This window comes from Enhygromyxa salina (assembly GCF_002994615.1).
Classification (GTDB): domain Bacteria; phylum Myxococcota_A; class Polyangia; order Nannocystales; family Nannocystaceae; genus Plesiocystis; species Plesiocystis salina_A.
Window position 1 is genome coordinate 1 of the sequence record NZ_PVNK01000022.1, and the last position, 21,538, is coordinate 21,538.

Below are 21,538 nucleotides of genomic sequence, written 5' to 3' on the forward strand. Positions count from 1 at the left end.
CCTCGCTTGGCCTTTTCGCCGAGGGCTTTGTCGCCAAAACTTGCAGTACGCCCGGTACAGCGGCGTTTTGGCTTCGCGCCCTCGGCGAAAATTCCGGCGCGAGGCGACACGATGCATTGCACCACGGCCTGCTAGCAGCAGCCGAGATCTCCGGGCGACAGCGCGCTTTGACCCCCGGTCGGTCGGCGCGCGTGATATGAGAGTCGAGCGCACGCCCGCGGAATTCCGATGCCAAAGCTCGCCCCACGCTCCCTCGCCCTGACCTTGCCCATGCTCCTCGCTGTCGCCGCGTCCGCGATCGGATGCAGCGATCTCGGGACCCACAAGATCCAGATCGACGGCAACACGGCGGTGACCGAGGGCTTCGCCACGGCCGACGGGTGGACGGTCAACTTCCAGAGCTTCGTCGTCGTGGTCCACGATCCGGGCCTGATCGAGCGAAGCGACAACGAGCCGACCTGGGTCCGCCAAAACGGGGTCACGGTCTGGGACGTCGTCAGCGGCCTCCCAGAGGGCGACGAGTTCAGCCGGCAGATCCGGGCCACGCGCTACGACGGCGCGGACTTTCGCATCGCGCCCGCCGACATCAGCGAGTACGAGGCCGTCGCTGGCAACGCCCCAGGCGAGATCGTCGACGCCGCGGTCGAGGAGGGCTGGTCGATCCACGTGGTCGGCTCGGCCGACGCCGCGATGACCACCGTCCACTTCGACTGGACCTTCGACACCAACACCTTCTATCGGTGCAAGCTCGACGGGGACGACGCCGTCGAGCTCATGGCCGACGGCGTCGAGACCTCGACCCTCGAGATCCTCGGGGACGCGCTGTTTCGGACCGCGCTCGGCGACCCGGACGCGGGCCTCGCCTTCCAACCGATCGCGGACGCCGACGCGAACGACGACAACATGGTGACCGTCGACGAGCTCGAGGCCGCGGGCCTGCTCGACACGCTGACCTCGCTGACCGCTGAGCTCGGGGGCGTGCGCGGTGCCGGGCCGTGCCCCGAGTACGAGGCCCCCGACTCGGAGTAGCTCCGCCTGGGAGCGCACCTGGACTGAGGTCACTGTGATCTTACTTGCACATAGTCTGTGGTCCGCGGCCATCCGCGCGAGCCGGCTCCCCGAGCCAAGTTCCGAAATTGCGAATTTCTTGCTTGCGCTCGTTGCGCCGGCTGATCAATAGTCCCCATCCGGCTCATGAATCGGGAAGTCACCTACGAGGACATCACCCGGGCGGTAGACAACCGGGATCCGCAGCTCGCCGATCTCATCGTCCGCTACCTCCTGCTCCCAGACCCGCCTGAGGATCGGCCCGAGGACGCCGAGCAGAGCGAGGCCCGCCCGCTCTCCCAGGACGCCTGGACGCTGCAGAAGCTGCGCAGCACCCTGGCCCCCTACTCGCTGTGGGGCAAGAGCGCCGACGAGATCAAGAACGTGCGCGTCGACGCGTGGGAGCAGCTGATGGCCGCCCCCCACCCGCCGCCGCGCCTGCGTCTCGGCGATCTGTTGCTGTCGATCTACGAGCGCGGCGAAGAGTCGGATCGGTCCGCGCTGGTCGAGGTGTTCCGCAACGCGAAGATGGGCTGGGGCGTGTGGAAGGCCGCCAAGCGGATCTACAAGCTCTCGGAGCAGCGCCACGACGCCGAGATGTTCGGGGTCCTGGCCTGGCGCCTCGACGTCTACAGCCACAAGCCCAACAACTTCGGCGAGATCTCGCCGGCCACCACGATGTACATGCGCCGCCGGGCCTGGCGATACCTCCGCCACCTCGGCGTCGCCGTGCCCGAGCTCTATCCGCAGTTCGCCGTCCAGGTCCTGCGCCACTACGAGGCCGGCTTCCGCCCCGGCGGCTGCTGGATCATCCATCAGATCTGGAACCACAAGGAGCTGGTCGGCAAGCGCAGCCCCGGCTGGCGCTCGACGCCGCCCGACAAGCTGGCCAACCGGGCCTACGACGAGGCCTGGAAGCTGACGGCCGAGCCGCTCTTGCGCCTGATCGAAGACTCCGAGAACGACGGCGTCCTGCGCTTCGCAACCCGGTCGCTCGAGCAAGACTTCCCCGAGACCCTGCGCGAGGTCGACCCGGCCTGGCTCGCTCGCCTCGGCAAGAAGCCGGCCGGCTCGGTCCACGAGTTCGTGGTCTCGCTGCTCGAGCGCAGCCCCGAGTTTCACCAGAGCAAGCTCGCCGACCTCGGGCTCCACGACATGGTCCTCGACCTGCTCGGCTCGCCGAGCGAGAAGGCGGCCAAATACGCGATCGAGTACGCCAACGCCCACGCCGGGACGATCCGGGCCCCGCGCCTCATCGAGCTGCTTCAGACCGGGACCAACCCCGTGCGCAAGTTCGCCCAGGCCCGGCTCGACAAGCTCTCGGCCAAGGACATCGGGCTCCCGGGTCTGATCGCGCTGCTCAGCACCTCGGCCAAGAATTTCGCAACCAAGAAGATCGAAGAGGGCTTTGGCCCCGACGATCTGACCCCCGAGCTCTACGTCGATCTGTTGACGGGCGGCTGGCAGCAGCGGCGCTGGGTCGAAGAGTTTTTCACCAAGCACAAGAAGAAGCCCTCGGCGGCGCTGCTCAAGTTCGCGGTCGAGAGCGCCAAGCTCGGCTACTGGGACAAGCGCTCGGCCTTCGAGCAGCTCGGCTCGCGCAAGGCCAAAGACATCGGCATCGACTGGATCAAGCAAAAGCTGCTCGAGCCCGAGTTCTCCGACGAGGTCGGCGGCTGGCTCAGCCGCGGGATGTTGAAGGGCGACGAGCTCGACGTCGAGTGGCTCAAGGGCCTGGCAATGAACCCGCGCCTGCGCGCGGTGTCGCTGCGGGTGCTCGGCAACACCAAGCTCGTCGCGCCCAAGCGCATCGGCCTGCCGTGGCTGCTGGCCATGGCTCGCCAGCTCGACCCCGAGCTCTACGGCTTCGCCCGCAACCACCTGCTCGAGCACTTCGGACCCGGCGACTTCGCGCCCGGCGCGGGCAGCGACGAGGCCGCCGGTCTCGATCGCCTGTGGTCGATGGCGGTCGGCAAGGACGAGCCCGAGTCGGTCCGCAAGGTCGCCCAGACCTACCTTCAGTTTCACCACCCCGACATCGGCCCCGAGCGCGAAGATCCGCTCTACGACGTGCTCAAACCCAAGCTCACGCCCGCGCACTACACAATCGAGCGCGTGCGCGAGAGCCTGTTCGATCCGCGCCCCGACGTGCGTCGCTTCGCCGCCGAGATCGGGAGCCGCGAGCTGGTCCGCTGGGGCAAGCGCGATCTCGTCTATCGGCTCGCGGCCAGCGAGTACACGGAGCCGCGCAAGATCGGCAGCGAGGTCCTGCTCGAGATCGGTGAGCTCCACGAGGGCAAGCCCCAGGCGCCGATCGAGTGGCTGGTCGCGGCGCGGGTGTTCGCCCTGGCCGAGAGCGCGCTCAAGGCCAGCCGCGAGGTCGCCTCGGCCCTGATCCGGCGCCACTATCACCGCCTCGGTGGGGCCGCGAAGCTGGCCTGGCTGATGGAGAGCCCCGACCGCGAGGTCCGGCTGTTCGCGGTCCGGCTGCTGTGGGAGCAGCACCGCCCGCTGACGATCCCGACCAGCTGGAAGCCAAACAAGGGGCCGGGCGCGCGGCCGAGCGCGGGGGCGGCCAGCGACGCCAGCGCCCAGCCGCCCGCGGCGGACGAGCGCTTCGAGACCGGCGAGGCCCTGCGCCAGTTCTTGCGCACGGTCATGTTTGGGCTCCCGCCCGGGCGCGTCGAGCGACGCGAGCCGATCGCGGGGCTGCCCTCGCGGCGGCTCTCGGCCAGCGAGGGCAAGCGCCGCCTGATCGAGGTCGTCCGCGATCTGGCGATCGAAGACGCCGAGTTCGCAACGGTCGCCGTCAGCGTGCTCGACGAGTTCATGAATTCCCACGCCCGCGGCGAGTGGCAAGGCTGCGTGGCCGCGCTCGCGCGCATTCGCCAGGCTCACCCGGACATCACCACGGATCTGCCACCGGCCAGGCAGGAGCAGCGGCAGTCGGCCTAGGGCAGACGCAGGAGATCGACGATGGGTACCCTCAAGTACGGAACGCACCTCGAGCACCTGTGGGCCGTGGCCGGCTCTCGCTCCGGGCGGATGATCGCCGTCGCCGGTGAGCGCGACAGCGAGGCCGTCGACAGCTCGAAGGTTCACGTCTACACCAAGAGCAAGCTCGAGCCGGTCGTCGCGTTCGAGGTCGAGGGCGCGATCGCGGCGCTCGACTTCGCCGGCGGCGATCTGCTCCTCGCTGGGGGCTCGCGCGGCGAGCTCCACGGCTTCGACATCGGCGGCGACTCGCCGAGCGAGGTCCTGACCCACGGCCACGGGCTCGAGGTCGGGATCACGGCGATCACCAGCGACGACAAGGGCCAGACGATCGCGGTCGTCGACGACTCGGGTCACGCGGCCGTCTACGCCCTCGACGCTGCCGAGGGCAGCGCGGCCAAGCTCACCGAGCTCTACCGTGCCCGGCTCAGCCCGCGCTCGCTGCGGACCGCTGCGTTCGACCCGAGCTCCGGCAAGCTCGCCGTCGGCGGCGACGACGGCATCGTCCGGGTGCTGGCGGTCGGCAAGGAGGGCGTCGAGGGCGAGGTCCGCGAGATCCCGACGGGCGAGAAGGGCATCACCGCGCTGACCTTCACCGGGGACGGGCGCGTGATCGCGGGCTGCGGCGACGGCTCGATCCGGGTCAGCTACCTCGAGGGCGCCGCAGACGAAGAAGATCGCTCGGGCGATCAGGCCCACGTCGGGCCGGTCAGCGGCTTGGTCCTCGGTCTGCAGCTCCAGGACGAGGCCGGCCGCGAGCTCACCCGGCGGCTGCTCTCGATTGGTCACGACGGCAAGCTCAAGGCCTGGATCCACGACACCCGCCGCCAGCCCAAGACCGTCGAGCTCGGGACCAACCTCAAGCTCCACGCGATGGCCTGGCTGCGGCCCTACCGGGCCAAGGACGACGCCAAGGGCGGGACCCTGCTGATCGTCGACGCCAAGCGGCGCCTCCACCTGATCGCCCTCGACGCCCAGTCGTCGCCGAGCGAGGACATCGATCGGATCGCCTCGCACTTCGCCAAGCTCTCGAACGACCTCAAGGCTCGCAAGGACGAGCTGCGCGAGCAGGCCGTCAACGAGCTCGCGGCGCTGCCCGAAGACTCGGCGCGCTCGCTCCTCGATCGGGTGATCGCCAAGGATCGCAAGCCCGCCGTCCGCAAGCTCGCGTGTGAAGCCGTGGCCAAGGGCCAGCGTCGGCGCAGCCGCGGGGCCCTGCGCGCGGCCCTCAACGACGGCGACAAGAGCGTGCGCCTGGCTGCGTTCGCGGCCCTGCGCGCGATCGAGGGCGGGCGCGCCCTGGCCCCGGTCCGCGCGGCGCTCGGATCCAAGCACGCCGATCTGCGCAAGCTCGCGGTCGAGCAGCTGCCCGATCTGCGCAGCGTGTCGCCGCTGGTCCCGGGCCTCGTCGCCGAGCGCCTGCGCGACAAAGACAGCACCGTCCGCGCTGCGGCGCTCGAGGCCCTGTGCAAGCTCGAAGCCGCCGGCTCGCGCGTGCCCCTGCGGACCGCCTACGAGCAGGGGCCCCCGGACATCCGCATCGCCGCCCTGCGCAAGCTCTACGTCCTGCGCAAGGGCGAGGTCACGGGCGAGCCCGATCCGACCGGCCGCGACCTGTTCGAGGACGCCCTCGACGACAAGGACGCCGAGGTCCGCGAGACCGCGTTCTTGCTCTCGGTCGGGATCCGGCCCCGGCTCCTGGCCAAGCTCCACGCCACCTTCAAGACCGAGATCGACAAGCTCGCCAAGCTCGGGACCACGCTCTCGCTCTCGGCCGGCGAGGTCAGCGAGGCCGAGCTCGAGCCCTTGTTCGCGGCCATGGCCTGCCGCGAGGCCGACACCGCCCTGCGCGGGGCCAAGAGCCTCGCGGTCCTCGGCGACGCGCGCTCGACCGGGGCGCTGCTGCAGCTCTCGCGCGAGCCCGACGCCAAGGTCCGGCGCCTGGTCGTCGACGCCCTGTTCGTCGGGATCCTCGCGATGCCCAGCGACGATCGCCTCGCCGGGCGCCTCCAGTGGCTGCTCGACGACCAAGACAGCACCGTGCGCGCCGCGGTGTTCGACAACCTCCAGCTGTTGGCCTCGGACCGCGGGGACGCGGGCGCCCTCGATCTCGCCGAGCTCGCCCTCGGCGCCGCCAGCCAGGACATGCGCGTGCGCGCGCTGCAGATCCTGGTCGAGTTCGGCGGCAAGGGCAAGCGCGCGAGCGACGAGGCATTGGCCAAGCGCGCCGACACGCTGCTCGGCGACGCGCTCGACGACGAGGCCAACAAGGTCCGCAAGGAGGCGTTCCGAACCCTGTGGGCCTGGCACAGCAAGAACCCCCAGACGCCGCTGACCCGGGGCGCCCACTCGCGCCACGCCGACATCCGCGAGGACGTGGTCAAGGAGCTCGATCGCCAGCAAGACAGCTGGGCCGACGAGCTGCTGCTCGGCCTGATCGCCGATCAGAGCGTCGCGGTCGGGACCGCCGCGTTCGAGGCCCTGACCAAGTCGAGGTCCAACAAGGAGCGCGTCGCTCGTTACAAGCCGCGGGCCGAGGTCTACCTCGCCGCGATGGGCTCGCCGCGGCCCCAGGTCCGCGCGCTCGGGGCTCACGGCGCGCGCCGTGCCGAGCGCGATCTGGTCCGCAAGCGCCTGATCGAGCTGCTCGAGGACGAGCACGTCGAGGTCCACACCAAGGCGATCGAGACCATCGACCGCCTCCTGGCCAAAGATCAGCACGCCTGGAACCAGGCCTACTCGAGCAAGTTCTGGGGTCTGCGGGTCCGGGCCGCGGAGCTGTGCGGCAAGCGCCGTGACGATCGGGCGATCGCGCCGATGCGCGCGCTGCTGACCATCCCCGACAGCGATCCCAACCGCCCGAGCCCGGACCTGCGCCAGCGCGGCGCCCGGGCGATGGCCGACGTCGGCGACCGCGGCAGCATCTCGTTCTTCGTCGAGCTGCTCGAAGACAGCGATCCGGTCGTCCGCGAGATGGCCAGCCGCGGGCTCGCGACCGCCTGCGAGCGCCGCGACACCCAGGTGCTGCTCGCCGCCTTGTCCCACAACGATCTCCCGGTCCGCAGCTGGATCGCCGAGGGCCTCGCCCGGCTCGGAGACGTCCGCGCGGTCCCGGTCCTGGTCGGCACGCTGTCCCACGATCACCGCCCGATCCGGCTCGGCGCGATCCTCAGCCTCGCCGCGCTCGGGCCCGATGGCTCGCGCGGGCTCCTGCGCGGGCTCGAAGACAGCGACCGCGAGGTTCAGGACCTCGTGTTCGCGATCGTCGTCGCCCGCGACGTCGCCCGGGTCCGCTCGGGCCAGGCGCCATCCTTGATGTTGGCCGCGCTCGCGTCGTCGCAGCCGGAGATCCGCTACGTCGCCGCCCGGGCCCTCGAGGAGCGCCAAAGCGGCGACTCGCTCATGACCTTCGCGACCGAGCTGGTCGGGCCGCCCAAGCCCAGCCGCGCGGCGGACATGAAGAAGTGGCCCGAGCAGAGCGAGCGTGACGCTCGCCTCCGGGTCGTCGTCGACTCGCTCGCGAGCGACGACCCCTCGCTGCGCTACGCGGCCGCGCGGGTGCTCTCGCTCCGGACCCAGGCGCTGGCCTTCTGGCGCGAGTCCGGTCGGCTCAAGGGCCCCCAGGCCGACGCCAGCGCGCCCCAGACCAACTGGGAAGACGGCGAGAGCCGCGCGAGCCGGCGCAGCGGCTGGATCCGCCGGCTGATCGGCGGCGCCGTCGATCTGGCCAAGACCGCCAAGCCGGACATGCGCCCGGCGCCCGGGGCCGGCGATGGCGTGGTCACCGAGCTGCGCCCGAGGGTCGGCGGCGAGCCGCCCGCGCCCGAGCTCGGCGAGATCCGCCGGCTGGTGTTTGGCACCTACGCGGGCCTCGTCCGCCAGGCGCCCGCGCCCGGAGCCGTCGACGAGACCCACCGCGTCCGCCGCGACAGCATCGATCGTCTCGGCAAGCTCGGCGAGGCCGAGGAGGTCGGGCGCGACTCCGTGCTCCCGGTCCTGCGCCGGGCGCTGAGCGACCCCAACCACCTCGTGCGTCGGGCCGCGGTCACCTCCTTGCGTGGGCTCTACCAAGACGGCGCCGTCGCGCCCCTCGGTCTGGCCCTGCAGTCTTCGGCGTCCGATGTCGGGCGCGCGGCGGTCGACGAGCTCGTCCAGCTCGCGCTGTCGGGCGAGGGCGAGCACGCCGCGGCCCGGGCCATGGCCCTCGAGGGCGTCGACGCGCCCAACGCCGAGGTCCGGGCTCACGCGCTCTTGCAGATCCAAAAGCTGTTCGACGCCGAGAGCCTCGAGCCCTGGTTCGTGGCCCTCGGCAGCACCCACGCCGACCTGCGCCTCTCGGTCGTCGATCGCCTCGTCGACGCCCGCGACGATCGCGTCGGCGAGGCCCTGATGCGGGCGATGGAGAGCGACCACGAGGATCTGCGCCTCAAGGCCGCCAGCGCCCTCGCCCGGCGCGGGGATCTGCGCACCGTCGACGTGCTCTCGGGCTTCCTGCGCGCCGAGGACAAGCGCGTGGCCACGCGCGCGGTCGAGGCTCTGGTCTCGCTCGCGCGGGTCCGGCGTCCGGTCGAGGGCGGTGAGCCCGGTCAGACCGAGCCGGTCCCCGGGGCCGCCGCCGCCGCGGCCGAGTGCGTCGCCGCCCGGCTCGAGGACGACCCCGATCGCACGGCCGACCGCAACGCGCTGATCAGCGCCTTGATGCGGATCGGCGACGTCAAGGGCACGCCGGTCTTGCTCGGCTTCTTGACCGACGACGACGCCGGCCTGCGCACGCGCAGCTTCGACGCCCTGGTAGCGATCGCGCGCGACCCCGAGCAGGCGCCGCAGCGCCTCGACAAGGGCGTGGTCCGGGCCCGCTACCGCGAGGCCGTGCTGCTGCCGTGGCTCGGCGCGGTCATCGAGGGCAACGACGCCTCGCTGCGCGAGAAGACCGCCCGGATCCTGCGTGACGTCGACGACAGCGCGGCCGAGACCCTGCTCGCCCGGCTCCTCGAAGACCGCGAAGAGTCGGTCCGCGTCGCCGCCTGCGAGGTCCTGGCCTTCCGCGCCGAGTGGGTCGAGGGGGCGACCCTCGACGCGCTCGAGGCCACGCTAAAGGTCGGGCGCCGCGAGCTGGTCCTGCCGGCCGCCGAGGGCCTCGCCGCCCGCGGGCGCGCCGAGGCCTTCAAGGCGCTGCTCCTGGTGTTCAAGGCCGGGGCCGACGCCGAGCGTCGGCGGGCGATCCACGCGCTCGGGACCCTCGGCGATCGCCGGGCGCTCGAAGACCTCGAGCCGCTGCTCGATCCCGAGGCCGAGATCACCGACGAAGATCGGGCGCTCGCGCCGGTCGCCGTCGAGGCGCTCGGGGCCATGCTCGCCAAGCTCGAAGATCCCGACGAGCGCGATCGCGTGCGCGAGACCGTCGAGCGGGCCGCGCAACAGGGCGCCCACAACCTCCGCTTGGGGGCCATCTCGGGGCTCAGCCACGCGGGCGACGACCGCAGCCGCGCGCTGATCGAGAAGATCGCCCGCGAGCGGCTCGAGCCCGAGGCGATCCGCGTCCGCGCGGCCCAGCAGCTCGGCACGCTCGGCGACGCCGGCTCCGAGGATGTCCTCGCCGAGCTCCTCTCGGACGCCAGCGCCACGGTCCGGACCACCGCGCACAAGGCCCTCCAGCGGGTGTTCCCGAGCGAGCGCACGCGCACGGCCCTGCTCGCGCTGCGCAGCCGCCACGCCGAGATCAGCGGACCGGCCGCGAGCTTCCTCGCGACCCACGGCGACTCCGAGGTCCTCGTCGGGCGGATGACCGACATCAAGGATGACTCGGTCCGCCAGCGCCTGCGTCGGGGTCTGATCCGTCGCGGCGAGTGCCCGTCTTCGCTCGCGGAGCTCCTCCGGGGTCAGGCCGCCGCCCAGCGGGCCGACGCCGCGTGGATCGCGGGTGCGGCTGGGGCCGACGCCAAGTCCAAGCTCGGGCCCGCGCTGGTCGAGGCCGCGTCGAGCTCGGCCAAGCAGTGGCGCGAGCTCGCGGGCCAGGCGTCGCAGGCCGACGCCGCTCGGGCCTGGCGCGCGAGCCTCTGGGCCGGCCGCCGGATCGGCGTCGATCTCGCGAGCGCGGCCGCATCGGTCGTCGACGGCGAGGCCGGAGGCGGGGCCGAGGTCCCGATCGCGGTCCTCGGCGAGGCGCTGCGCTACCTGGCCGAGCACGGGACCCGGGACCACCTCGCCAAGATCGAGCCGGCGCTGAGCCACCGCGACGCCTCGGTCCGCGCCGCCGCCGGGGCGGCCGTGGCCAAGCTCGCGGGCGACTCGGCCAGCGAGGTCATCGATCGCCTCGCGGTCGCCGACCAGGTCGCCGTCGCGCCCCTGGTCGCGTCGGTCCTGCGCTCGGGCGCGGGCCAGGAGCTGCTCGAGACCGCCGAACGTCGGCGCCTCAGCTTGCCCCTGGTCCTCGGCGACACCCGCTTCGAGATCCTGACCGCCGTGGCCGAGGCCGCGGGCAAAGACCCCGCGCGCCTGACCGCGATCGCGGGGCTCGGGCGGCTCGGCACGGACCAGGCCACGGTCGTGCTCCAGGGCCTGCTCGAGCGCGACGGCGAAGACGAAGCCGTTCGCAAGGTCGCGTTCAAGGCCCTGCGCCGGGCCCAGCGCGGCAAGACCACCACCGCCAATCGGGGAGCAGCCCAACAATGAGCCCTACGGACGTCGCTGAGGTCAAGCTGCGCTACGCCGCCGCCTCGGATCCGATCACCGACGACGAGACCTTTCGTCTCCACCTGCCGACCGACGCGGTCCGCGACGGGGCGCTCGTCGCCAAGCTGTCGCGGCCCGGTGTCATCCGCGACGCGCTGATGACCGTGGCCGATGTCCTGGCCTCGGATCTGCGCTTCAAGGCCCGCGACCGCGCCGACTACCTGGCCTACCTGATCGCCCAGGGCAAGCGGGTGAGCAACGAGGTCTGGGACGCCCAGAAGGCCTACCTCGAGGAGAAATTCGGCGGCGCCGAGGCCAAGGAGGAGAGCCCCCTCGATCCGATCGTCACCGTCGGCGAGCACGGGACCAGCATCGAGGTGTTCTCGACCGACGAGTCGGCCTACGCCCGCTTGTTCCTGCGCAGCGGCGACGCCTACGAGGCCCAGCAGCGGACCGACGGGACCACGCACCTGGCGATCGACGACACGCTCCTGCGCGGGATCGGTCGGATGCGCTCGTACCGGGCCTCGACCCTCGAGTTTGGCCCCGGGCCCGCGGGCGAGGGCGGCTCGGACGGCGTCAGCGAGCGCGACATCCGGGTCCCGCTGCGCTGGCTGCGGGCCTTCGGTCAGGTTCAAGCCGCGTCGACCCTGCCCGCGCGCGAGTTCGAGCTCGCGCCGATCGACCTCTACAACGTGCTCTTGACCCTGCGCATGCGCCGGGCCAAGACCTCGCCCCGGGCGCTGCGCTACGAGCTCGTGCCCGGTGAGACCCCGCGCCTCGTGCTCGAGCCCTGGGACCAGGTCATCGAGGGCACCGGTCCGGCCTACCGCGGCGCGACCCCGGTCGTGGTCCGGACCTGGGGCCGCCGCCGCCTGAGCACCCTCGCGCGCCTGCTGCCCCACACCAAGCGCGTGCGCGTGCGCCTCGTCGGCGCGGGCCTGCCCGCCTACTACATCCTCGATCTCGGCGACGTCGAGCTGACCCTCGCGCTCTCGGGCTGGACCGACAGCGGCTGGGCCGGGATCGCTACTTTTGATCTGCTGGTTGCTGGCGAGGTCGACGAGCTCCTCGCCCGCAAGGTCCACGACGGCCTCGTCGCGCAGCCGGGCGGGGCGACCCTCGACGAGCTGGCCACGTCGAGCGAGCGCAGCGTCAACGAGATCCGCCAGGTCATCCTCCACCACATGCAGCGCGGGACCGTCGTCCACGACCTGGCCAGCGATCGCTACATCGCCCGCTCGCTCCTCGCGACCCCGCCCGACGCCGAGACCCTGCGCTACCGCGACGAGCGCGAGCAGCAAGCCCACCGCCTGCTCGCGACCAAAGACGCGGTCCGCCTGACCAAGGTCCACGACCTCGGCGGCGAGGGCACCCGGATCGAGGGCGAGGTCGAGGACCCCGAGGCCCACCGCACCTACAAGACCTCGTTCACGATCGACCGCGAGGGCCGGACCGTCGACGCCAGCTGCACGAGTCCGCAGTACCGCCGCAGCGGCCTGCGTGAGGGCCCGACGGTGCCGATGATCGCCCTGCGCCTGATGTTCGCCCGCCACCAGGCCGAGCTCGAGCGGGCCCGCGGGACCGAGGCCGGGCGCAAGCTGATCCGGGCCGAGACCCGGGTCCTCGTCCGCCGTCAGGCCCCGCGGCGCGCGACCTCCGACGCCCCGAGCAGCGGCGGACCAGCGGCGGCCAACACCGGCTCGATCACCTACCGCCTGTCCCTCGACGACCGCGAGGTCGTCGTCCGCTGGGGTACCCACCCCTTGCGCATGCGCATGCACAGGCTCCGATTCTCGACCCCGGACGACGCCCGCGAGGAGTACTTCGGGCGGCTCGAGTCCCTCGGCGAGAAGGGCTTCATCGACGCCTCCGCGGCCGAAATGGTCTAGCGAGGCGAAGCTTCCCAATTGACAGAGAGGAGCAAGGCGACTAGCGTCATTTTCGAAATTGGACGAACGACACAGCCAGGGGTGGAGGAGCCAGGATCGTTAGCCGTGCTCAGCACAGGGCGGCGTTGCGCCGTCCGGGCACACTCTTCCGACATTCTCCACAAGGTAGGCTGTTCGTGGTTTGCCTGGCCCGTAGGGTGCTCCGACGGGGCCTTTGGCTGGGACAACCACGCAACCGCGGTTCAAAGGCCCCGTCGGAGCACCCTACGGGCCGCAAACCGGTGAGCCTACCGTGTCCCAAGTAGGATCGTAGCGACCGCGGCTCCTCCACCCCCGCCTGTTCAACTTCGTCCCTCTCCCCAGTAGCTCGCTCACCGACCAAGCCTCGCACAACCCCCCCACGCAGGTTCCGAGCACGGTCACCGAGCCAGGCCAACGGGTCTTCGCCGACGCCTCCGCCGGACGTCATGGCCAACGACACTTCCACCTCCACGAGCGCGAGCACCCCGGGCGACCTGCCCGAGTGGTCGGACATCGAGGAAGCCGGCAACATCCGTAACTGGGTCGACGCCGAGCTCGAGCGCCGCGGTCTTCGTGATCCGGGCGTCGACACCTCGAAGCTCAGCGACAAGAAGCGCAAGGCCTACAAGGCCAAGCGCGAGGAAGAGCGCAAGGTTCGGCGCGAGCTCATGGCCAAGGCCTGGTTCGTCTACCGCCAAAACCACCTCGTCCACGTCGGCGTCGGCGTCTGGTACCACGACACCGCCGACATCGATCGCTGGGACGCCCCCGATCTCGACGGTCGCCGGGCGCTCAACGAGCTACCCGAGCTCAAAGACGTCCACGCCCTGGCCAAGGCGATCGAGCTGTCGATCCCGCGCCTGCGCTGGCTCGTCTACCACCGCGAGGTCGACACGGGCACCCACTACCACCGCTGGACGGTGCCCAAGCGCAGCGGCAAGGGCAAGCGGCTGATCAGCGCGCCCAAGCCCGACCTCAAGCGCGTCCAGGCCTGGATCGCCCGCAACGTCAGCGAGCACCTCCCGGTCCACGGCGCGGCCCACGGCTTCCTCGCCGGGCGCAGCACCCTCAGCAACGCCCGGGTTCACGCAGGCGCCCGCGCGATCGTCAAGTTCGACATCCGCGACTTCTATCCAACGATCACGCTTCGGCGGGTCAAGGGGCTGTTTCGCAAGGCCGGCTACGGCGAGCAGGTTGCGACCGTGCTCGCGCTGCTCACGACCGAGTGCCCGCGCGACGAGATCGAGCTCGGCGGCCGCGTGCACTACGTCGCAACCGGCCCGCGCTCGCTCCCGCAGGGCGCACCGACCAGCCCCTCGATCACCAACGCCTTGTGCGTCCACCTCGACGCCCGCCTGACCGGGCTCGCCCGCAAGCTCGGCTTTCGCTACACGCGCTACGCCGACGACCTGACCTTCAGCTTCCACGGTCAGGGCAAGATCCCCGTCGGGCGGCTGCAAAAGGCCGTCGGCGACATCGTCGGCGACGAGGGCTTCGTCGTGCACCCCCACAAGACCCGAGTCATGCGCAGCGGCGGACGCCAGAAGGTCACCGGCCTCGTCGTCAACACCGCGCCCGACGGTCAGCCGGTCGCCCGCGTCCCGCGAAAGGTCATCCGAGAGCTCCGCGCCGCGATCCACAACCGCGAGCAGGGCAAGCCCGGCAAGGGCGAGAGCCTCGAGCAGCTCCGGGGCATGGCCGCCTACATTCACATGTGCGACCCCGCCAAGGGGGCCGCCTTCCTCGCGCGCATCAACGCACTTCCCGCAGCCGGAGGTCAGGCCAAGCTCTGAAGTCCAGATGATCCGTGGAGAACCCGACAACGGGATCGTTAGCCGTGCTTCGCACAGGTCGGCGCTGCGCCGCCCGGGCACATTCTTCCGACATTCTCCACAAGGTAGGCTGTTCGTGGTTTGCCTGGCCCTAAGGGGTGCCCGGCGGACATCTTGGCTGGGCCAACCACGCAACCGCGGTTCAAGATGTCCGCCGGGCACCCCTTAGGGCCGCAAACCGGTGAGCCTACCGTGTCCCAAGTGGGATCGTGGCGACCCAAAGGGGCGATCCACGGATCATCGGACTTCACTTTTTTCTAGCCGTCAACAACGCCGTGGGGCAGTCGAGTGGTTAGCCGTGCTCAGCACAGGTCGGCGTTGCGCCGCCCGGGCACCTTCTTCCGACATTCTCCACAAGGTAGGCTGTTCGTGGTTTGCCTGGCCCTAAGGGGTGCCCGTCGGGCATCTTGGCTGGGCCAACCACGCAACCGCGGTTCAAGATGCCCGACGGGCACCCCTTAGGGCCGCAAACCGGTGAGCCTACCGTGTCCCAAGTGGGATCGTAGCTACGGTGCCCCACGGCGTTCTTGACACCCTCTGTCAGTACTCGAGCAGATCGTCGGCGTCGAGGTAGACCCGCTCGCAGCGGATGGTCATCTCCGCGTTGTCCTGCGCCGGGGGCTCGGTTATGCGGACGAAGCGACGCGTGGGCTGGGCCTCGATCGGGACCGGGAGCCCGGTGCCGCGCTCCTCCCGGACCCGCACGCTCTTCGGCTCGCCGCCGCTCGGTTCCGGGGCGCAAAGGGGGCTCTCACGGTGGACCGCTCGGGGCGCCCCGAGGCTGGGGAGCAGCGGCTCGACCAGGCCCTCGTTGGCGTTGGACTCGAGCGCCCGGGTCAGCTTTCGAGAGGCGACCAGACGGCCGAGGAGCACGATAAACAGAGCCACGGCTGAACCGAGCAGCAGTGGGGCGTAAAGATGCAGCGAAGAGCTTGCGTCGAGCAGAGTGTTCATCGGAGGTTCCTTCTGCGTGATGGCGAGAGGTCCCACCACGCCACACATGTGCGTTCGGGCTGCAAGGCATATGCCTGTCGTCCAGTGCCGCTGCGCGGTCCAGATCGGATGTTGGCGGCCGCGAGTGCAGGCGCCTGTGGCTACACTGGCTGCCGCCGCTGGCAACACGCTTCGGTGGTAGGCTGAGACCGCGAGACCATGCTGGCACCCGCAGACACGCTCACTCAGGCCGATGTCGTGCCAGCTTCGGATCTCGGTCTGGGCATCGGCTGGCAGGCCTTCCTCGATCTCGGCTTCATCACCTCGGTGTTGCTGATCCTCGCGGCCGCGGTCGCGCTGGCGGGGGTTATCGCGTACCACCCGACGACCCGGGCCAAGGCCTCGACGATCGAGGAGATCGAGCAGCCCAAGACCTTCATCATGTATTCGCTGGTCGGCGCGATCATTGCGATCATCGTCAAGGTCCAGCCGAGCATGGCCCTCGTTGTGTTTGGGATCGGCGGCCTGATGCGCTTTCGGACCAACGTCGGCCAGGCCAAGGACACCGGACGGGTGATCTTGGTGACGGTGATCGGGCTGTCGTGTGGGCTCGAGCTCTACATCGTCGCCGTGCTGACCACCGTGATCGCGTGGGCGTTGATCTTCGTGCTCGAGCGCCAGTCGATCGAGCGCGTGGTCGTTCAGGGCCTCGACAAGGACTCGATCCAGCGGGCCTCCGACGCCTACGTCGGCGTCCTGCGAGGGTGTGGCTGCGCGGTCATTGGCGAGCAGAAGCGGGTCAACAAGGGCAGCTTGGCGATCATCTATCGGGCCCCGCGTGGGTTCGACCGCGGCGCGCTCGAGCGGGGCTTCGCCGAGATCCCCGAGGACGCCCGCGGCACGATCAGCTGGGAGACCGCCTGAGAGACCCGCTGAGGCTCCTGCGGCCTGGTCCTGGGCTCAATCGAGGTTTCGCGCGACGCGGACGACGGTGGACTGGCTGAGCCCGGTGCGCTGGGCCAGCATCCGTGTGGTCCAGCGCGGCTTGCCGTGGGGCGGCGGCGACTGACGCAGGCGCAGGAGCTCGGCGATCTTGCGCTGGCTGATCGTGCGGGGCGCGCCGGGGCGCGGTCGATCCCACAGCGCGACGACGCCTCCCTCGCGAAAGCGTGCCCGCCACTTCGAGACCGTGCGGCGCGAGGTCCCGAGCTGCGCAGCGCTCTGGGCTCCGGTGTCGCCCGCGGCCCAGCGCAGGATGATCTTTGCTCGCAGGCGCACGGTCTCGTCGGGGGTCTCGCTCGACGCCAGGCGCAGCAACGCGAGTCGTTGCTTGGAGGTCAGCTTGATGGGGCTGCGGTCGTGGCGAGGGCTCGACATCGGTCGTTGTGGATGTGTCGAACCCGGCCGTACCCATTGAGAAAAGTTGCAGTTCCCAGTCATATTTTTATCCAGAGCGGGCTAAATCGCGCCGCGCGGAGAGTGTGAGTTTCAAAATGGGACGCTTCGCGTTGTTTGCGCGACACCTCTCTGGCCCACCGCCCGAATCGGCGGCCATACTCTCGGGGATGCCGCGTACCGTGCCGATCGCCGCTGTCCTCATACTCCTGTGCGTGCCCCTCGGGTGCGGCGCCAACTCGTCCCCGAGCCCAAGCGCGTCCGGTGAGTCCAAGCCGGCGGCCAAGCCGAGCCCCGAGCCGCCGAGCCAGCCCGCGTCCAATCCCCACGCCCTGGATCCCCACGCTCGAACTCCACCGTCGGCCACACCGCCGGGGCCGCCGCGCGATGTGACCCCAAGCGGCGAGACCATGACGGTGACGGTCGACGGCCTCGCCATGGTCGTGCCGAGCGAGTGGACCCACGCGCCGGGCAGCAACCCGATGCGCAAGGCGGAGTTCATCATCCCGGGCCCCGGCGGCGACGTCCGCCTCGTGGTCTCTCGCTTCGCGGGCGGAGCGGGCTTGACCGCCAAGAACATCGAGCGCTGGAAGGGGCAGATCACGCTCGCCGAGGGCGCCGAGGCGCAGACGAGCGAGCGGGAGGTCAACGGCTTGAAGGTGACCAGCGTCGACATGCGCGGACGCTATGCCGGTCAGTCCATGCCCGGCGCGCCGCCGCAGCCGCCGGTCGACGACGCGCGGATGCTCGCCGCCGCGATCGAGGGCGCGGGCGACCCCTGGTACTTCAAGCTCGTCGGCCCGGCCGCGACGATCGACGTGTGGGGCAGCGGGTGGACCAAGCTGCTCGCCGAGCTCGCGCCCGCCGCTTCGTCCGCAGACGGCGACCCAGCTGAAGGGGCCTCGACAGCAGAGCCCGCGCCGTCGCCGAGCGAGTAGGCTCGGGCCCCGCGGCCGCCCGCGACTCTGGCACGCACGGCCGCAAGCGCCCGGTCGCGCCCTCGCTGCGCTCGGTCGGCGCTCACGCCACGCCCGGGCGTCGGAGACGTCCTGCGAGACACAGCGACACGAGCGCGGCGAGGCCGGGCAGGGCAGGGGCGCCGGGTTGGCTCGTGCAGTTGCACGCGCCGTCGCCGTCATCCATCGCCTCGCTGCTCGTGGTCGCGCCGGTCTCGGTCTCGTCGGTCGTGCCCTCGCCGGTCTCGTCGCCGGGATCGCCGACGATGATCGTGGCGCCGACGACGGCGCGGTTGCCCAGCCAGTCGACGGCCTCGAGCTCGAGCAGGTGCTCGCCGTCCTCGGCGAGGCTGACGCCCTCGAAGCGATAGGGGGGGACCTGGTCGACGCTGGCCAGGCCGAAGGCGTCGAGCCACGGCGCGCCGTCGATCGCGAGCCGAACTTCGGCGACGCCGACCCCGTCGTCGTCGGCCGCGGCGAGCACGTCGAGCTCGATCGGTGCGCTCGGGAGCGCGTCGCCGTCGAGCGGCTCGACGAAGGCCACGCTCGGCGGCGTGAGATCCTCGAGCTCGGTCCACGGCGGTCCGCAGCGCTCGGACGGGCCCGAGCGCGCGCTCGGGCAGCCCTCGGCCCACGTGGCGCCGGGCTCGGTCGCGACGTAGAAGCCCTCGCACGCGGGGGTCGGCGCCCAGCTGCCGTCGCCCGCGTGACAGGGCGTGAGGTCGATCCCCGTCCGATCTTCGATCCACGCGATCGTCACGGGGGCCGGCACGTACTGGACCGTGGCCCCGTCGCCGCCGCCGCCCGAGACGAGGCCCAGCATCCGCCAGCTCCCGTCGTCGAGCTCGACGAAGGCCGGGCCGCCGGAGTCTCCGGCGTCCGCCCCGGTGCCCATGCCGCCGATCCCGATCGTCGTCAGATAGCCGACGATCTCGGTCTGGGCCTCGTGCTTGAGCCCGACTTGCTCGGGCCCCTCGCTGGTCGTGTCGCCGAAACCGACGATCGTCACCGGGGTCCCGACCTCGATCAGATCCTCGTCGCAGCCGAACAAAGGCGGCGTGATCGCAAGGTCCTCGACGGGCTCGGCGAGCAGGCAGTAGGCGTAGTCCATCGAGCTGACCGCGAACAGATCGCTGTTGCGCTCGCAGGTGAGGGTCTCGACCGCGCGCGCGGGCGCGGCGATGTCCTCGCCGAGCAGGACCTCGGTGTGGAAGGTCCCGCAGTGCGCCGCATAGACGACCACGCGCGGGTGCACGAGGGTGCCCGTGCACAGGCCACCGCTTTGGAGCGCGACGACACCGGGCCACGCACAGGTCTCGCTCGCAGACCCGCCGACGATCTTCGCTGGCGCGGGCCGCAGATCGTTCGGCGGCGCCGCACTCGCGACGCGGCAGGGAATCGCCGCCAGCGTCAGTCCTGCCAAGATCGCGCCGCGCACAGGCTCGAGTGTGCCCGAGATCCGGCGCCCGTGCCCTACTCGTTCGCGGCCGCGGGTGGCACACTGGCGTCGAGCCCTCATGTCCACAACCAGCGAGACCCGCGAGCACATCCTCGTCGACTTTGACGCGGGTATCTGCACGATCACCTTCAACCGGGCGAGGAAGAAGAACGCGTTCAGCCTCGCGATGTATGCGGCGCTCGTCACCGCCCTCGAGGAGGCCCGCGGGCGCAGCGAGGTTCGCGTGATCCTGCTGCGCGGCAGCGAGGGCGTGTTCACGGCCGGCAACGATCTTCAGGACTTCATGAAGAACCCGCCGCGCGGCCCCGACAGCCCGACCGAGCGCTTCCTCGAGCTCCTCGTCGCCTGCGAGAAGCCGATCGTCGCCGCCGTCGAGGGCGTGGCGATCGGGATCGGCGTGACGATGCTCCTGCACTGCGACCTCGTCTACGCCGGCGAGAGCGCGCGCTTCCACATGCCCTTCGTCAACCTCGCGCTGTGCCCCGAGGCGGGCTCGAGCTACCTGCTGCCGCGGCTGATGGGCTACCAGCGCGCGGCCGAGCTGCTCCTGCTCGGTGAGCCCTTCTCGGCCCAGCTGGCCCACGACTACGGCTTCGTCAATCAGGTCCTGGCCGACACCGCGGTCGTCGATCGTGCGCGCTCGATCGCCGAGGCCCTGACCAAGAAGCCCCCGGCGGCCCTGCGCGTGACCAAGAAGCTGATGCGCGATCGCTACCGAGGCGACCTCGACCTGGCCATGGCCGCCGAGTTCGAGGCCTTCGCCGCGGGCCTGGCCTCGCCCGAGGCCGCCGAGGCCTTCGAGGCTTTCTTTCAAAAGCGCGCGCCGGACTTCTCGAAGTGCCAATGACACGGGGCAGCTCCGGAAGCTCCGCCGCGCCAGAGTCCTCCGAGCCCGCGGGCGCACCCGATCGCTGGGGCGAGCGCCTCCCGCGTCGGCTGGGGACCTTCAGCGCCGTCGCGGTGCTCGTCGGCTCGACGATCGGCAGCGGGATCTTCCGCTCGCCCGCGGTCGTCGCCCAAGACATCGACGCGCTGCTGCCCTTCGTGCTCGCCTGGGTGGTCGGGGGTCTCGTCGCGCTCGCGGGGGCCCTGACCTTCGCCGAGCTCGGCGGCATGTTCCCGCGGACCGGGGGCATCTACGTCTACGTGCGCGAGGCCTTCGGCAAGCTGCCCGCGTTCTTGTTCGGCTGGGCCGAGCTCGTGATCCTGCGGCCTGCGGCCTACGGTGCGATCGCCGTGACCTCGGCCGAGTACACCTGGCGGCTGCTCGGTCACGACCCCGGGCGGGCCCTGTGGATCGTCGTGCAGCCCGGGTCCGAGCCCGACAGCGGCCTCGTCATCAGCCTCGCCCAGGGTCTCGCGGCGGTGTTCATCATCGTGGTTGGGGTCGTCAATTATCGCGGGATCCGGCTCGGCGCGATCATCCAGAACGTGTCGACGGCGCTCAAGGTCGCCGCGATCCTGGTCCTCGTCGGGCTCGGCCTCGCCCTGGTCCCCGACGCGCTGGGCTCGACCGGCGAGCTGCCCACCCGGCCCGCAGACGCGCCCGCGCCCGGGACCCTCGCGGCCTTTGGCCTGGCCATGGTCGGGGTGCTGTGGGCCTACGACGGCTGGTCCGACGTCGGCTTTGTCGGCGGCGAGATCCATGATCCGGCTCGCAACATCCCGCGCGCCTTCATTGGCGGGACCGCGATCGTCGTCGGGCTCTACCTCCTGATCACGATGACCTACCTCAAGGTCGTGCCCCTCGATCAGATGCCCGGGCGCCCGCTGATCGCCGCCGACGTGGCCGAGGCGCTGATCGGCCCGGTCGGGGCCGTGTTCGTGGCCGGGGCGGTCGCGATCAGCACCTTCGGCACGCTCAACGGCTCGATGATGACCGGGCCGCGGGTGTTCTTCGCGATGGCCGAAGACGACCTGTTCTTCCGCGGTCTGGCCAAGGTCCACCCCGAGCACGGGACCCCGGGCGGGGCGATCGTGCTGTCGATGGTGCTCGGCGTCGGCTTCGTCTCGTTTCAGGGCTTCGCCGAGCTCGCCGATCAATTCGTGATCGGGATCTGGCCCTTCTACGCGCTGGCCGTTGCGGCGGTCTTGATCCTGCGCAAGCGTCGACCGGAGCTCGAGCGGCCCTACCGGACCTGGGGCTACCCGGTCGTGCCGATCTTGTTCTTGGTCGCGGCGCTGTACCTGCTGGGCAACTACGCCGTGCGCGAGACCGGGAAGTTCGTGCTCGACGTCGCGATCGTGCTCTCGGGGGTGCCGGTCTACTGGCTGTGGCAGCGACGGCGCCGCAAGGACTAGCAGCCCGGGGTGCAATGCATCGTGTCGCTGCTAGCC

Annotated in this window: 12 protein-coding genes; 9 read left to right on the forward strand and 3 right to left on the reverse strand. The window is 71.0% G+C overall.

The annotated features are described in order from the left end of the window. Positions 1 to 270: 270 nt before the first annotated feature. The 5 genes from ENSA5_RS02300 (at position 271) to ENSA5_RS02320 (ending at position 14,419) form a co-directional block, all read left to right on the forward strand. Positions 271 to 1,029, forward strand: coding sequence for a hypothetical protein (locus tag ENSA5_RS02300; protein WP_146155226.1), 759 nt, complete (start codon positions 271 to 273; stop codon positions 1,027 to 1,029). Between the two features lie 165 nt (positions 1,030 to 1,194). Then, complete coding sequence (locus ENSA5_RS02305) at positions 1,195 to 4,002, forward strand: hypothetical protein (protein ID WP_106389911.1); 2,808 nt, start codon at positions 1,195 to 1,197, stop codon at positions 4,000 to 4,002. Positions 4,003 to 4,023: 21 nt separating this feature from the next. After that, positions 4,024 to 10,713, forward strand: a complete 6,690-nt coding sequence (locus ENSA5_RS02310; protein WP_106389912.1) for a HEAT repeat domain-containing protein — start codon at positions 4,024 to 4,026, stop codon at positions 10,711 to 10,713. Then, positions 10,710 to 12,605 carry a hypothetical protein gene (locus tag ENSA5_RS02315; protein WP_106389913.1) on the forward strand — a complete coding sequence of 632 codons (1,896 nt, stop codon included), beginning with the start codon at positions 10,710 to 10,712 and terminating at the stop codon, positions 12,603 to 12,605. The genes ENSA5_RS02310 and ENSA5_RS02315 overlap by 4 nt, the downstream gene beginning before the upstream one ends. 467 nt (positions 12,606 to 13,072) lie before the next feature. Further along, positions 13,073 to 14,419, forward strand: coding sequence for a reverse transcriptase family protein (locus tag ENSA5_RS02320; protein ID WP_106389914.1), 1,347 nt, complete (start codon positions 13,073 to 13,075; stop codon positions 14,417 to 14,419). Between the two features lie 579 nt (positions 14,420 to 14,998). On the opposite strand, the gene ENSA5_RS02325 is transcribed toward ENSA5_RS02320, so the two are convergent. Next, complete coding sequence (locus ENSA5_RS02325; RefSeq protein WP_106389915.1) at positions 14,999 to 15,346, reverse strand: hypothetical protein; 348 nt, start codon at positions 15,344 to 15,346, stop codon at positions 14,999 to 15,001. A 264-nt stretch (positions 15,347 to 15,610) separates the two neighbouring features. Here ENSA5_RS02325 and ENSA5_RS02330 point away from each other — a divergent pair, with 264 nt between their 5' ends. Continuing rightward, complete coding sequence (locus ENSA5_RS02330; RefSeq protein ID WP_106389916.1) at positions 15,611 to 16,315, forward strand: hypothetical protein; 705 nt, start codon at positions 15,611 to 15,613, stop codon at positions 16,313 to 16,315. A gap of 36 nt (positions 16,316 to 16,351) precedes the next feature. On the opposite strand, the gene ENSA5_RS02335 is transcribed toward ENSA5_RS02330, so the two are convergent. Continuing rightward, the gene (locus ENSA5_RS02335) at positions 16,352 to 16,768 is read right to left on the reverse strand and encodes a helix-turn-helix domain-containing protein (RefSeq protein ID WP_181197230.1); all 417 of its coding nucleotides are present in this window, start codon (positions 16,766 to 16,768) and stop codon (positions 16,352 to 16,354) included. A 188-nt stretch (positions 16,769 to 16,956) separates the two neighbouring features. Between ENSA5_RS02335 and ENSA5_RS02340 the strand changes: the two genes are divergently transcribed. Next, complete coding sequence (locus tag ENSA5_RS02340) at positions 16,957 to 17,724, forward strand: hypothetical protein (protein ID WP_146155227.1); 768 nt, start codon at positions 16,957 to 16,959, stop codon at positions 17,722 to 17,724. A gap of 82 nt (positions 17,725 to 17,806) precedes the next feature. On the opposite strand, the gene ENSA5_RS02345 is transcribed toward ENSA5_RS02340, so the two are convergent. Next, positions 17,807 to 19,180, reverse strand: a complete 1,374-nt coding sequence (locus ENSA5_RS02345) for a trypsin-like serine protease (RefSeq protein WP_181197232.1) — start codon at positions 19,178 to 19,180, stop codon at positions 17,807 to 17,809. Between the two features lie 79 nt (positions 19,181 to 19,259). On the opposite strand from ENSA5_RS02345, the gene ENSA5_RS02350 reads away from it, so the two are divergent. Both ENSA5_RS02350 and ENSA5_RS02355 read left to right on the forward strand, forming a co-directional pair. Further along, on the forward strand, positions 19,260 to 20,048 hold the full coding sequence (locus ENSA5_RS02350; protein WP_106389929.1) for an enoyl-CoA hydratase: 789 nt from the start codon (positions 19,260 to 19,262) through the stop codon (positions 20,046 to 20,048). Then, positions 20,045 to 21,502: an APC family permease gene (locus tag ENSA5_RS02355; RefSeq protein WP_106389920.1), complete on the forward strand. Its 1,458-nt coding sequence runs from the start codon at positions 20,045 to 20,047 to the stop codon at positions 21,500 to 21,502. The genes ENSA5_RS02350 and ENSA5_RS02355 overlap by 4 nt, the downstream gene beginning before the upstream one ends. Positions 21,503 to 21,538: the final 36 nt, after the last annotated feature.